The sequence below is a fragment of the Pseudomonas sp. 1L-B-1-E-C1 genome, from assembly GCF_057291835.1.
In genome coordinates, this window is sequence record NZ_JBXAWN010000004.1 from 212,010 (window position 1) to 224,804 (window position 12,795).

The following is a 12,795-nucleotide window of genomic DNA, read 5'->3' on the forward strand; positions in this document are numbered from 1 at the left end:
GAGAGGCGCCTGTGGGCGCCTTTTTAGTCCGCGGCTGTCCTTGGTGGCCTCGCCAAGTGGCTGTTTCGAGTAGAACACGAGAATCCTGGAGTTCGGCATGAGTGCTTTTCACGACCTTAAGTTGACAGCCCTGGATGGTCAGGAGCTACCGCTGGCGCCGTTCAAGGGCCAAGTCGTGCTGGTGGTCAACGTAGCCTCCAAATGCGGCTTGACCCCCCAGTACGCAGCACTGGAAAACCTCTACCAGCAATACAAAGACAAAGGCTTTACTGTGCTGGGCCTGCCATGCAACCAGTTTGCCGGACAGGAGCCAGGCTCGGAAAAGGAAATCCAGGAGTTCTGCAGTCTCAACTATGGCGTGACGTTCCCGTTGTCGAGCAAACTCGAAGTCAACGGCCACGAGCGGCATCAGTTGTATCGTCTGCTGGCAGGCGAGGGCGCCGAGTTTCCCGGTGACATCACCTGGAATTTCGAGAAGTTTCTGCTCGGCAAGGATGGCCGGGTGCTGGCGCGATTCTCGCCGCGAACGGCGCCGGATGATCCGACCATCGTGCATGCGATTGAAAAAGCGCTGAGCTGAAAAGCAGGATCAAAAGATCGCAGCCTTCGGCAGCTCCTACAAGGGGGACCACAAATCCCGTGTAGGAGCTGCCGAAGGCTGCGATCTTTGCTTTTCAATCTTTTGATGGTTAATCACCCAAATCAATAATGCTGTTCAAAGGCTCCGGCTCTCCATATTATCGCCGTCATAAAGCGATCGCCCTGGAGCCTCCCGATGCCCGTTCAAGCCCTGTTCAAACCCTTTCACCTCGGTGCCCTCGAACTGCCGACCCGCGTGGTGATGGCGCCAATGACCCGCTCGTTCTCGCCGGGCGGCGTGCCCAATTCCAAAGTCATTGAATACTACCGCCGGCGCGCGGCCGCTGGGGTTGGTTTGATCATCACCGAAGGCACCACGGTCGGCCACATCGCCTCCAACGGCTATCCCAATGTGCCGCAATTCTTCGGTGACGCGCCGCTGGCCGGCTGGAAAAAGGTCGTCGACGCCGTGCATGCCGAGGGCGGCAAGATCATCCCGCAACTATGGCATGTCGGCAGCGTACGCCGCCTCGGCACCGAGCCGGACGCCAGCGTGCCGGGCTACGGTCCGTCGGAAAAACTCAAGGACGGTCAGGTCGTGGTGCACGGCATGACCAGACAGGACATCCAGGACGTAATCTCTGCGTTCGCCCAGGCTGCCAAAGATGCGCAGACCATCGGCATGGACGGCGTGGAAATCCACGGTGCCCACGGCTATCTGGTTGACCAGTTCTTCTGGGAAGGCAGCAACCAGCGTACCGACGAATACGGTGGCAGCCTGGCCAACCGCTCGCGTTTTGCCATCGAGTTGATTCAAGCCGTGCGTGCGGCGGTCGGTGAAGGCTTCCCGATCATCTTCCGCTTCTCGCAATGGAAACAGCAGGATTACACTGCGCGTCTGGTGCAGACCCCCGAGGCGCTGGGCGAGTTTCTCAAGCCGCTTTCCGACGCCGGCGTGGACATTTTCCACTGCTCGACCCGCCGTTTCTGGGAGCCGGAGTTCGACGGCTCGGATCTGAACCTCGCTGGCTGGACGCGCAAGCTGACCGGCAAACCGACCATCACCGTCGGCAGCGTTGGCCTGGACGGCGAGTTCCTGCAGTTCATGGTCAACACCGACAAGGTCGCGCAACCGGCCAGCCTGGAAAATCTGCTGGAGCGCCTGAACAAAGAGGAGTTCGATCTGGTGGCGGTTGGCCGTGCGCTGTTGGTCGATCCGGACTGGGCGCAGAAAGTCCGCGAAGGGCGTGAGCAGGATATCTTGCCGTTCAGCCGAGAGGCGTTGATGACCTTGGTCTAAGCGGCGCCAGTTCGAACCATTCGCGAGCAGGCTCGCTCCCACCCTTGATCGCATTTCATATGACGGAATGCGGTGCCCATGTGGGAGCGAGCCTGCTCGCGAAAGCTGTTTTTTATGTCGACGAAAATCTAAGGCTGTGTCTGCGCCCGAGGAATCACTTGCTCCCCGATACAAGCCCCGCGCAAATACCCCTCGAACTGCTCGATAATCGCTCCCCAGCCCTGACGACTACCATGCTGCCGCGCATTCAGCCTTACACAGCGCAAGCGCTCATTCTCTTCCAGCAACCACACTGCCGCTTCGCAAAACGCCTGCTCATCGCCGGGCATGGCTGACACGCCGTTGTAGCCGTGGCGAATATGTTGCGCCGCCGCTGCCTGATCATAAGCCACTACGCCGAGTCCCGAAGCCAAGGCCTCCAGCACCACATTGCCAAAAGTCTCGGTCAGGCTGGGAAACACGAACACATCCCCTGACGCATAGTGCGCCGCCAATGCTTCCCCACGCTGTGCGCCGCAGAAAATCGCTTCGGGCAATTCTTTTTCCAGCGCTGAACGCTGCGGGCCATCTCCCACCACGATCAGTTTCAAACGGCGCTGTGGATAAGTTTCCCGCAGGGTGCCAAAGCAGCGTTTGAGCAGCCCCAGATTTTTCTCCGGGGCGAGCCGTCCTACGTGAATCACAGCGATATCCTGCTCGGACAGTCCCCATTGCTCACGCAACGCGTTCTGCCGTTTGCTCGGGTGGAACAGCTGGCTGTCCACTCCCCGCGACAACAACGCCAAGCGCTCGAAGTGCCGGCGCTCCAGCTCCATGCGTTGGCTGACGCTTGGCACCAGGGTCATCGCCGATCGATTGTGAAACCAGCGCAAATAATGGGTGAGCATCCGCGTTAGCAAACCGAGGCCATACTGGCTGGTGTACTGCTGAAAGTTGGTGTGGAAACCGCTCACCACCGCAATGCCCAGGCGCCGTGCCGCACGCAATGCCGACAACCCGAGCGGCCCTTCAGTGGCGATATACAGCACATCCGGGCGCTGTCGTTTCCAGCGCCGCAGCAGCTTATGCATCGACGATTGGCCCCATTGCAGCCCCGGATAGCCCGGCAATGGCCAGCCGCGGCACAGCAACAGGGCATCGTCCTCGCTGCGCTGCGGATCGCTGGCCTGACGCGGGCGCACCATTTCCACTTGATGCCCGCGAGCGCGCAATCCTTCGCACAAGCGGCCAAGGGTATTGGCCACGCCGTTGATTTCCGGTGGGAAGGTTTCGCTGATGAGAGTGATGTGTAGAGCTGTCGTCATGACCTCAGTGTCGGCTGAGGCCATGTCGACGTTGTGACGTTCGGATGATGGATTTGTGACGCAGTCAGTGCTGCGTCACCAGATTCTCGGCGCCACGCTCACGCACCCAGAAAAGAGTCGCGCCGGCCACCGCCGCCGGCATCATCAGGATGTTCACCACTGGAATCAACAGCACCAGATAGACGATCCCGCCAAAGCTCATGCTTTGCCAGCGCTTCTGCCGCAGCCAGGCGAGCATTTCGTTCCAGCCCAGTTTGTGGTTGTCCGCCGGGTAGTCGATGTACTGGATGGCCATCATCCACACGCCGAACAACAGCCACAGCGGCGCGGCGACGATGTTCACTACCGGGATAAACGAGAGGATGAACAAGCCGATGGCGCGCGGCAGGAAATAGCCGAGCTTGCGCATTTCCCGGGCGAGGGTGCGCGGGATCATCGCGATCAGTTCACCCCAGCTGAACGCCGGGAAATCATCGGTCCCGCGCACCACCACTTCGACTTTCTCTGCGAGGAAGCCGTTGAACGGGGCGGCAATAATGTTGGCGAGCATGGTGAACGTGAAGAACACCATCAAGGCCACCAGAACCACGAACAGCGGCCACAGGATATAGCTGAGGAAACTCAGCCATTCAGGCAACGACGGCATCAGTGTGTCGACCCACAGGCTGAACTGGTGGCCGGCCAGGTAGATCAATCCGACGAACAGCACCAGGTTGATCGCCAGCGGCAGCAACACGAACAGGCGCAGGCCCGGGCTCAAGACCAGTTTGAGGCCTTCGCGCAGGTATTGCGGGCCGGACAGAACAGGGGCGGGCATAAGGTGCTCCGAAGCAAGGGAAAACGCGCCGACGTTACCGGCTTTGCCACAGCGGCGAAAGCGTGGCAGAGCAATCGACATTCACTGTAACAAAGACGCTCATCTGGTCGGCGCCTCCGCATAGAGACCACCTATGAGCTGGATTGTTAAACCGTATTTCCTTAATCTTGCCCCCCTCGATACGCTGCACCCAACTTTTTCCAGGACTGTCGAGTTCAAGCCTTCCCCAAGGTGTCCACGGTCCTTTTTTATTCCGCCGGCCGTCCGGCGTCCGCGCCAGATTTTTCATGGCCGGCCAACAGGAGCAGATTCATGTCTGAAGTCCGTCATTCGCGAGTGATCATTCTCGGTTCCGGCCCTGCCGGTTACAGCGCTGCGGTCTACGCGGCCCGCGCCAACCTCAAGCCACTGCTGATCACCGGCATGCAGGCCGGCGGTCAACTGACGACCACCACCGAAGTCGACAACTGGCCAGGCGATGTGCACGGTCTGACCGGCCCAGTGCTGATGGAGCGCATGCGCGAGCACGCTGAGCGTTTTGAGACCGAGATCGTTTTCGATCACATCAACGCCGTGGACTTCGCAGCCAAGCCATACACCCTGACCGGCGACAGCGCCGTCTACACCTGCGACGCGCTGATCATCGCCACTGGCGCCAGCGCCCGCTACCTGGGCCTGCCGTCGGAAGAGGCGTTCATGGGCAAAGGCGTGTCGGCCTGCGCGACCTGCGATGGTTTCTTCTACCGTAACAAACCGGTCGCCGTGGTTGGCGGCGGCAACACTGCGGTGGAAGAAGCGCTGTACCTGGCCAACATCGCCAGCACCGTGACCCTGATCCACCGTCGCGAAACCTTCCGCGCCGAGAAGATCCTGATCGACAAGCTCAACGCCCGTGTGGCCGAAGGCAAGATCATCCTCAAGCTGAACGCCAACCTGGACGAAGTCCTCGGCGACAACATGGGCGTCACCGGTGCGCGGCTGCGCAACAACGATGGCAGCTTCGACGAGATCAAAGTCGACGGCGTGTTCATCGCCATCGGCCACACCCCGAACACTTCGCTGTTCGAAGGCCAGTTGACCCTCAAAGACGGTTACCTGGTGGTGCACGGTGGCCGTGAAGGCAACGCCACTGCCACCAGCGTCGAAGGCATCTTCGCTGCTGGCGACGTGGCTGACCACGTTTACCGTCAGGCCATCACCTCGGCCGGTGCCGGTTGCATGGCGGCGCTGGACACCGAGCGTTACCTGGACGGTCTGCAGAACGCCACGTTCTAAGACCGCGGGGCACAAAAAACCGGCCAGAGATTGGCCGGTTTTTTTGTGCTCGCTATTCACCGCCACCACCTATCCAGTGTGGGAGCGAGCCTGCTCGCGAAAGCGGTCTATCAGTCGACATCAACGATGAATGTCAATCCGTCTTCGCGAGCAGGCTCGCTCCCACAGGGGTTATGGGTGGCTTTGGGATCAGCGGCGGGTCAGTGGCTGCGCGGTGAACTTTACCCCAGCCAGGCCGTGCTTGATCAACGCGCGAATATTGCCGTGATCGCTGCCCTCAGGCGTCGCCAGCACCGAACGGTAATGTTCGCCGAACGCCAGCAGCGCTTCTTCATCGCCCAAGCCTTCCAGCAGGGCTAGGCCCAGCGTCTTGCACGAACCTTCGTTTTGCCCGGCAGTGTTTTCCACGCCGCCATTGTTGAACGCCTGAGGCTGGTAGTCATAACCGGCGGCGATGAATGCCAGGGTGTCGGCAAAAGCGTGTTCGCCGCTCTTGAGGCTGGCGCGCAGGGTGTTCAGATCAGTCATTGGATTTTCCTTTGGCGAACGCCGCTTGCTGTTCGGCGCTGGCTTCTTGCTGGTATTGGGCTTTCCACTCGGCGTAGGGCATGCCGTACACCACTTCGCGGGCGTCATCGAGGCTGACCTCGATCTGACGCTGGTCGGCTTCAGCCTTGTACCACTTGGACAGGCAGTTGCGGCAGAACCCGGCGAGGTTCATCAGGTCGATGTTTTGCACGTCCTTGCGGCTGTCGAGATGGGCGACCAGTCGGCGGAAGGCGGCGGCTTCAAGTTCCAGGCGTTGTTGCTCGGTCATAAGGGGCTCTTCGAGACAGCTTCAAGCGGCAAGCTACAAGCTGCAAGATTGAATGGTGGGGGGCTTTAGATTAACGCCTACGGCTTGAAGCTTGAAGGTCGTATTCAACGGCTCGCCGCTAGCGTAATCGATACCGATTCGGCAAAGCGCAGCGCGTGGGGTTTGTCGACTTCGACTTCGGCATACAGCACCGATGCGTTGGTCATCACCAGATCGAGCAATTCTTGCGTCAGGCGTTCGAGCAGCGCGAAGCGGTTGCCTTCGACGTGGGCGATGATCGCCTTGGTGATGGTTCGGTAATTCAGCGCGTGGTCGATGTCGTTGTCGCGCACGGCTTCCTGGGCCGCGTACAGGATTGTCAGATTGATCAGCACATCCTGCTTGTTGAGGATTTCGTCCTCGTTGATGCCGATAAAGGTGCGCAGGCGCAGATCCTTGACCCGGATGCGCGCCATTCCCGGTTGAAGTTGTGGCATTGATTTGCTCCGTCCAGTCTATTGCAGGCGTTCTGGTGGATCTTACTCGACTCGCGGCCGAAGCGGGACGGCCTATTTGACGTGCCGGCCGCCGTTGACGGTGAGCGTCGTGCCGGTGACATAGGGATTGTCGAGCAGATAGCGCAGGCTCTGGTAGATCACTTCGCTGCCGGGCTCGATGCCCAGCGCCGATTTGGCCAGCGCCTTGGCGCGGTACGCTGCGTCGTCGTCGGGGTTGAACAGCAACAGCGCCGGCGCTATGCCGTTGACCTTGATGGCGGGTGCAAAGCGTGCGGCAAACGACAGGGTCAGGCTGTCGAGCCCGGCTTTGCAGGCGCAATATCCGATGTGTTTGCTGCTGCCCTTGCGCGTGACGTCGTCACTGATGTGGATGATGTCGGCTGGCGTCGAGCGCTGCAGCAACCCGGCGCAGTGCAGGTTGATCAGATAGGGCGCGAGCATATGAATGTTGAACATGCGATTGAAGGCTCCGGCTTCGCTGTCCGGGCTTTCCGCCAGCCATTCGGAAGCGTTGTGCACGATCGCGCGCAGGCTCTCGGTGTGGGCTTTCAGTACTTCGATAAAGGCAAGAATCCCGGTCTCACTGGAAAAATCCGCGAACAGGCCTGTCGCGCCCAGATCGCGCAATCGCTGTACGCCCGGGCGCTCGGTCCGGTACGTGAAAATGACTCGATGGCCATCCTCGAGCAGGCGCAGCGCACAGTGCAGGCCGACACGCTGGCCGGCGCCGGTGATGAGGATCGGGGCTGCGGAATCTGGCATGGGCGGCTCGCATCGCGGTTGGAGCGAAAACTATAACAGGCTCGCCGCCCCCCTGAAGATCAGCGATTCTGCGCCGGCGCTGTGGCCGGCAATGGTCTCGTCGGCGCGCTGTTCAACCAGTTCGCCAGCAGGCGTGTCGACAACGGGATAAAGAAGTACACCATCAGTGGCGTCAAACACGCCGTGCCGATCAATATCCTCGGCAAAAGGCTTAACTCAGCGAGCAGCGGGCCGAGGACAAAGTTGAAAATCAGCGACACCGGAAAAAACGCCAGCCAGATCGCAACGGCCTGTTTCCAGCGAGGCGGGCGTTGTCCGGCAGCACCAAACCAGCCTTCAATGCCGCTGACGCGATGTTCTTTGGGATGCTCGAACAGATCACTGCCTCGGTTCAGCCAGGCTGTGCGCGACGCAGAGTATTCCCAGGCATGCAGCGTCTGCTCATCGACGAAACGGAAAATAATCTGGAATTCGTTATCGCCCGGCGGTGGCGCAAGGACGCCGGAGCCGAGGTAGCCGGGAAAGTCGGTAGCCAACTGTTCGCCTTCGCGCAGCCAGGCGATCAAATCGTGATAACGGCCATCGGCAACGCGACGCGCTACCATCAGCGTGACGGGGTAAGTAGACATTTTGTATCTCCGTATTTCGAGTGCGTCACTCCGGATAAGAGCTTCGCCTGACGCCGGCCGGGGTAGAGGCCCGCGCTTTACAACAAGCAAGGATTATTCCTGATTTTGCCGATTAAACCAGCCACGTTCGTCGTAGATCATTACTTGAACCTTTCCAGTCCGTCATGTTTAAAATGGGATCCAATGAACCGACAAGGAAGTTGACCGCCAGATGCCTGTAATCACGGACACTCGCCCGGCTTCGACAGTACCCGGCATGCTTGAGCGCGAAGAGCTGTTCCCTATCCGTGAAGTGGCGCGCTTGACCGGCGTCAACCCGGTGACCCTGCGCGCCTGGGAGCGTCGATATGGTCTGATCCAGCCAACCCGCACCGAAAGCGGGCATCGTCTGTACTCAATGAACGATATCGAGCGCGTTCGCAGCATCGTCGACTGGATCGATCGCGGTGTGGCCGTGAGCAAGGTCGGCAAGATTCTGGCGAAGACAGAGCCTTTGAAGGTCCTGGCAAACTTCATCCCCGATGACCATGTGCAGGCCGATTACAAGCAATGGCAGGAGCAGATTCAGCAGGCGGTCAGCGAGTTCGACGACCAGCAGCTGGATCGCGTCTACGGGCAGATTTTTTCGTCGTACACGCTGGCAGTGGTTTTTGAAGCCATCATCATGCCGTTGTGGCGGCAGTTACTTCAGCGACAAGAGTCCTTCGGGCAGACCAGCGAATGGTTGTTTTTCGACGGTTTTCTCCGGGCGCGCGTGCTGCAGCGCATCGTCATGTTGCGCGGCGCCCAACCGCGCCGGGTGATAGTCAGCGCACTCGCAGGGCAATGCAGAGAGCTTGAGTTGCTGGTAGCGGCGCTGTTTCTCAGCGGCAACGACTCTGGCGTGCGGGTGTTGACCACCGGCCAGCCTTTCGATGAATTGACGTTGGTCTGCGAAAAGGTCAAACCTGACGCACTTGTGCTGTTTTCCAATCATGCCCCTGGGCCAGAGCTGCCCCGGCGCCTGAATCGTCTGGCGCTAAGCCTGGATTGTCAGTTGCTGCTGGCCGGCGACGCCTCCGAACTGGCCGAAGACAGCCTGGCCGGCTCGGCAGTGGCGTGCCTTGGGAACGAGGGCGCGACAATGCGCCAACGCATGAAGCAATTCATGGCAGGCAAACTGGATACCTGAAGCTCAGGCGTGCAGGGCGGGGTGGGTCAGGCGATGTTGCTGCAGGATGAACTGGCGCAGGCGTTCAGTTTCATCGGCGTCAGTCTGGCTCAGCTCGTAGGCGTAGAAACCTTGCTCGGTTTCACGTTCGAAATGGCCGCGCAGGGATATACGCTCATAACCGGAAGGGCTGAACCACAGAGCGAAGTTTTTCGGCGGTTTGGTCTTGTTGCGCACTTCCAGCAGCACACCTTTGTGCGAAACCTCGTGGACCCACAACGCTCCGGGCTGGCCTTTGGCGTTTTCCAGCGCCACTGGCTCTTCAAGTATCAGGCGCCACGGGCGCACCATCGGGCCGTCTTCATAGATGGTCGGCACGCCGAGACGCAGATGCAGCGCGTGGAATTCGTCTTCCACCAAGTGCAAAGGGAAGGTCATCTGCTGATTTTCGAAATTGGCCTGGATCGTCACCTGCTCGTGCGCCGCAAGGCGAGTGAGCAGATCACGGATCTGCGAGCCACCATTAACCAGCAGACTCGACGTCGCATCCCGCACATTCAGTTGCGGGTTGTGCTGCATGGTCTGGATAAAATCCAGCTCGTCCTGGGTCAGGAGGGCGTCGCGTTGCATGGTTAACTCGAAGTGGATAGTTACAAAGTCATTGGTGATTGTAGTTAATGACCATCAGTTCGCGGTTTTGTTTGCGCCGTTCGTCGCTTTCAATGCCGCGAGTTCACCTTGCAGAGCTGCAACCTGTGCTTCGAGCTGCGCAACCCGTTGTTGTGCCTTGACTTGAACCGTCACATCCTTTTGTACACCAATGAAGTAAGTCTGCCCGTCATCGGCATTTTTCACCGTCGACAGCGACAATTCGTTCCAGAACGGCGTGCCATCCTTGCGATAGTTACGCAGGATTTCCCGGCAGGAACCGCCTTCACGCAATGTCTCGCGAATCAACTGCAGGCTTTGTTGGTCGCGGTCTCCAGCCTGGAGGAAGCGACAGTCCTGGTAGAGGATCTCCTCGCTGCTATAGCCGGTCAGCCGTTCAAAAGCGGGGTTGACGTAAATCAGGATGTTGTCCTGCTCACCTTCTTTTTCCGCCACCACGATCCCATCGTTCGAAGCGTTGATCACCATTTGCAGCAGACTGGCATTGATCATCCGAGAATCCCTTCCGTTGTGTCAGTGGCAGGCATTCTAGAAGAAAGGTGCGGACTGTCTATAGTTCATCAGCGTGCAGTGAGGGCTGATCGCAACGGCGGCGCGTGGGCTGTTACTATCGCGGCTCTTTTTTTCAGTTTCAGGATCAGATTGATGAAAGTCGCCATCCTCTCCGGTTCGGTCTACGGCACCGCCGAAGAAGTCGCCCGCCACGCCCAGAATCTGCTGAAAGCCGCCGGCTTTGAAACCTTCCATAACTCCCGCGCCTCGCTGGCCGATATTCAGGCGTTCGGCCCCGAGGCCCTTCTGGCCGTCACTTCGACCACTGGCATGGGCGAACTGCCGGACAACCTGCAACCGTTGTATTCGTCGATTCGCGATCAATTGCCCGCTGCCTGGCGCGGCCTGCCCGGTGCGGTGATTGCCCTCGGAGATGCCAGCTATGGCGATACCTTCTGCGGCGGTGGCGAGCAGATGCGGGAATTGTTTGCCGAACTGGGGGTGAACGAGGTGCAGGAAATGCTGCGCATCGACGCCAGCGAAAGCGTGACGCCGGAAACCGATGCCGAGCCCTGGCTGGCGCAATTGATTGCAGCGCTCAAGGGCTGATCCCTCAAAATCTTTGCACCTTGCAAGCGTTGTTGCCTGGGAACAGCTCCAGGCTGTTTGCCCGACTGACTCGTTCAGTCATCAAGCTGGCTGCCAATGCAACTACGCGATGCTCTGCGCCTGACTAGACTGCTGACACGAGCAGAACAAGAAGAACGCAGAGGTGCATACAGTGAGCGTAGCCCCCGTCCAATCGCCGCCGAATATCAAAGACCAGGTCAGCGCTGCCGAGTGGCAGACCCGTGTCGATCTTGCCGCCTGTTATCGCTTGGTCGCGCTGCACGGCTGGGACGATCTGATCTTCACGCATATCTCGGCCAAGGTGCCCGGCACCGAAGATTTCCTGATCAATCCGTTTGGCCTGATGTTTCATGAGATCACCGCCTCAAGCCTGGTGAAGGTCGATCAGGCCGGCAACAAACTCATGGACAGCCCGTACGAAATCAACCCCGCCGGCTACACCATCCACAGCGCCGTCCACGAGGTTCGCCACGATGTGGTTTGCGTGCTGCATACGCACACCGCGTCAGGCGTTGCCGTGTCGGCGCAAAAGCAGGGGGTGTTGCCGATCAGTCAACAGTCACTGTTTGTGTTGTCGAGCCTGGCCTATCACGCCTACGAGGGCGTGGCCCTGAATCATGAAGAAAAGGCGCGCCTGCAAGCCGATCTCGGCGACAACAGTTTCCTCATGCTGCACAACCACGGTTTGCTGACTTGCGGCGGCACTATCGCTGACACTTTTCTGATGATGTTCACCTTCCAGCGTGCCTGCGATATCCAGGTCATGGCGCAAACCGGCGGGGCGGAACTGATCGCCATCGAATTGCAGATTCTCGCCGGCGCCAAGGCAATGATTGCCGGCGTCACCAAGAGCGCGCAAGGCATGGGCGGCGCGCTGGCGTGGCCGGCGCTGCTGCGCAAACTCGACCAGCAGGATCCGGGGTATAAATTCTAATGCCACTTGCCGAGATTCCTCTGAGTGTCTGGCGCAAGCGCAGCCGGACCTTTGTTTTTCGTGGCCAGACCATCCATTACTGGGTGGCGGGACAGGGTGAGCCGCTGTTGTTGATTCACGGTTTTCCGACCGCCAGTTGGGATTGGCACTATCTGTGGCAACCACTGACTCAGCGTTATCAGGTGATCGCCTGCGACATGCTCGGCTTCGGCGACTCAGCGAAACCGCGCAATCACACCTACAGCCTGCTGGAACAGGCCGATCTGCAACAGGCGTTGCTCGCCCATCTGCAGGTCGAACAGCCGGTGCATGTTCTCGCTCACGACTACGGCGACAGCGTTGCTCAGGAGTTGCTCGCCCGGCATTACGAAAAACGCATAGACGTCGCCAGTTGCGTGTTCCTCAATGGCGGTCTGTTTCCGGAAACCCACCGGCCGTTACTGATGCAGAAATTGCTGCTCAGCCCGATTGGCTGGTTGCTTGGCCGCGCATTCAGCCGTGAGGCCCTGGTCAAAGGTTTCCGGCAGATTTTCGGCCCGCAGACCCAGCCGAGTGAAAGCGAACTGGATGATTACTGGAGTCTAGTCGACAGCAACTGTGGCCCGCGCATCCTGCACAAGTTGATTACTTACATCCCCGAGCGTCGTACTCAACGTGAGCGTTGGGTAACGGCCATGCAGCGTGGCGACATCCCCTTGCGGGTGATCGACGGCGCAGTCGATCCGATCTCCGGTGTGCACATGGTTGAGCGTTATCGCGAGTTGATTGCTGATGCGGACACCGTGCTGTTGCCGGGCATCGGCCACTATCCTCAGACCGAGGCTCCGACGCAGGTGCTCAAGCACTACCTGGCATTTCGTGATCGTCTGGTATTGCCTCCGCGCAAAGTCGCGTACTCCTGATTCTCGCCGGGAGCACAGACTCCCGGCGATCTGACACT

16 protein-coding genes are annotated in these 12,795 nt (G+C 59.4%); 7 read left to right on the forward strand and 9 right to left on the reverse strand.

Annotated elements, in window-relative coordinates:
* Nucleotides 1-97: 97 nt before the first annotated feature.
* Entirely contained in the window at nucleotides 98-580 is a 483-nt protein-coding gene (locus AC0Z4S_RS09245) for a glutathione peroxidase (protein WP_253499088.1), read from the forward strand.
* A 195-nt stretch (nucleotides 581-775) separates the two neighbouring features.
* The gene (locus AC0Z4S_RS09250; protein ID WP_485622751.1) at nucleotides 776-1,879 is read left to right on the forward strand and encodes an NADH:flavin oxidoreductase; all 1,104 of its coding nucleotides are present in this window, start codon (nucleotides 776-778) and stop codon (nucleotides 1,877-1,879) included.
* A gap of 128 nt (nucleotides 1,880-2,007) precedes the next feature.
* Here the strand turns inward: AC0Z4S_RS09250 and AC0Z4S_RS09255 are convergent, their stop codons facing one another.
* Together AC0Z4S_RS09255 and cysZ are read right to left on the reverse strand one after the other, a co-directional pair.
* Nucleotides 2,008-3,207 (reverse strand): glycosyltransferase family 4 protein, encoded by a 1,200-nt coding sequence (locus tag AC0Z4S_RS09255; RefSeq protein WP_485622752.1) that lies wholly within the window; start codon nucleotides 3,205-3,207, stop codon nucleotides 2,008-2,010.
* A 40-nt stretch (nucleotides 3,208-3,247) separates the two neighbouring features.
* The gene (cysZ, locus tag AC0Z4S_RS09260; RefSeq protein WP_253499095.1) at nucleotides 3,248-4,000 is read right to left on the reverse strand and encodes a sulfate transporter CysZ; all 753 of its coding nucleotides are present in this window, start codon (nucleotides 3,998-4,000) and stop codon (nucleotides 3,248-3,250) included.
* Between the two features lie 312 nt (nucleotides 4,001-4,312).
* On the opposite strand from cysZ, the gene trxB reads away from it, so the two are divergent.
* Complete coding sequence (trxB, locus tag AC0Z4S_RS09265) at nucleotides 4,313-5,275, forward strand: thioredoxin-disulfide reductase (RefSeq protein WP_042607647.1); 963 nt, start codon at nucleotides 4,313-4,315, stop codon at nucleotides 5,273-5,275.
* Nucleotides 5,276-5,464: 189 nt separating this feature from the next.
* Here trxB and AC0Z4S_RS09270 read toward each other — a convergent pair whose 3' ends face one another.
* From AC0Z4S_RS09270 to AC0Z4S_RS09290, 5 genes are all read right to left on the reverse strand, one after another.
* Nucleotides 5,465-5,803 (reverse strand): HopJ type III effector protein, encoded by a 339-nt coding sequence (locus AC0Z4S_RS09270; protein WP_485622753.1) that lies wholly within the window; start codon nucleotides 5,801-5,803, stop codon nucleotides 5,465-5,467.
* On the reverse strand, nucleotides 5,796-6,092 hold the full coding sequence (locus AC0Z4S_RS09275) for a DUF1244 domain-containing protein (protein WP_471877467.1): 297 nt from the start codon (nucleotides 6,090-6,092) through the stop codon (nucleotides 5,796-5,798). Before AC0Z4S_RS09275 ends, AC0Z4S_RS09270 begins: the two co-directional genes overlap by 8 nt.
* Nucleotides 6,093-6,196: 104 nt before the next feature.
* Nucleotides 6,197-6,568, reverse strand: a complete 372-nt coding sequence (gene folX / locus AC0Z4S_RS09280; protein WP_016771653.1) for a dihydroneopterin triphosphate 2'-epimerase — start codon at nucleotides 6,566-6,568, stop codon at nucleotides 6,197-6,199.
* A 72-nt stretch (nucleotides 6,569-6,640) separates the two neighbouring features.
* Complete coding sequence (gene folM, locus AC0Z4S_RS09285) at nucleotides 6,641-7,351, reverse strand: dihydromonapterin reductase (protein ID WP_485622754.1); 711 nt, start codon at nucleotides 7,349-7,351, stop codon at nucleotides 6,641-6,643.
* Nucleotides 7,352-7,410: 59 nt separating this feature from the next.
* Entirely contained in the window at nucleotides 7,411-7,980 is a 570-nt protein-coding gene (locus AC0Z4S_RS09290; RefSeq protein WP_485622755.1) for an antibiotic biosynthesis monooxygenase, read from the reverse strand.
* 211 nt (nucleotides 7,981-8,191) lie between these two features.
* Here AC0Z4S_RS09290 and AC0Z4S_RS09295 point away from each other — a divergent pair, with 211 nt between their 5' ends.
* Nucleotides 8,192-9,151 (forward strand): MerR family transcriptional regulator, encoded by a 960-nt coding sequence (locus AC0Z4S_RS09295; RefSeq protein ID WP_471877464.1) that lies wholly within the window; start codon nucleotides 8,192-8,194, stop codon nucleotides 9,149-9,151.
* Nucleotides 9,152-9,154: 3 nt separating this feature from the next.
* On the opposite strand, the gene AC0Z4S_RS09300 is transcribed toward AC0Z4S_RS09295, so the two are convergent.
* Nucleotides 9,155-9,760 (reverse strand): hypothetical protein, encoded by a 606-nt coding sequence (locus AC0Z4S_RS09300; protein ID WP_485622756.1) that lies wholly within the window; start codon nucleotides 9,758-9,760, stop codon nucleotides 9,155-9,157.
* A 54-nt stretch (nucleotides 9,761-9,814) separates the two neighbouring features.
* Nucleotides 9,815-10,291, reverse strand: a complete 477-nt coding sequence (locus AC0Z4S_RS09305) for a PAS domain-containing protein (RefSeq protein ID WP_253499107.1) — start codon at nucleotides 10,289-10,291, stop codon at nucleotides 9,815-9,817.
* Nucleotides 10,292-10,444: 153 nt separating this feature from the next.
* Between AC0Z4S_RS09305 and AC0Z4S_RS09310 the strand changes: the two genes are divergently transcribed.
* From AC0Z4S_RS09310 to AC0Z4S_RS09320, 3 genes are all read left to right on the forward strand, one after another.
* Nucleotides 10,445-10,900 (forward strand): flavodoxin, encoded by a 456-nt coding sequence (locus AC0Z4S_RS09310; protein WP_485622757.1) that lies wholly within the window; start codon nucleotides 10,445-10,447, stop codon nucleotides 10,898-10,900.
* Nucleotides 10,901-11,072: 172 nt separating this feature from the next.
* A complete protein-coding gene (locus tag AC0Z4S_RS09315; RefSeq protein ID WP_485622759.1) occupies nucleotides 11,073-11,855 on the forward strand; it encodes a class II aldolase/adducin family protein in 783 nt (260 codons plus the stop codon).
* Nucleotides 11,855-12,757, forward strand: a complete 903-nt coding sequence (locus AC0Z4S_RS09320; protein WP_485622760.1) for an alpha/beta fold hydrolase — start codon at nucleotides 11,855-11,857, stop codon at nucleotides 12,755-12,757. Before AC0Z4S_RS09315 ends, AC0Z4S_RS09320 begins: the two co-directional genes overlap by 1 nt.
* Nucleotides 12,758-12,795: the final 38 nt, after the last annotated feature.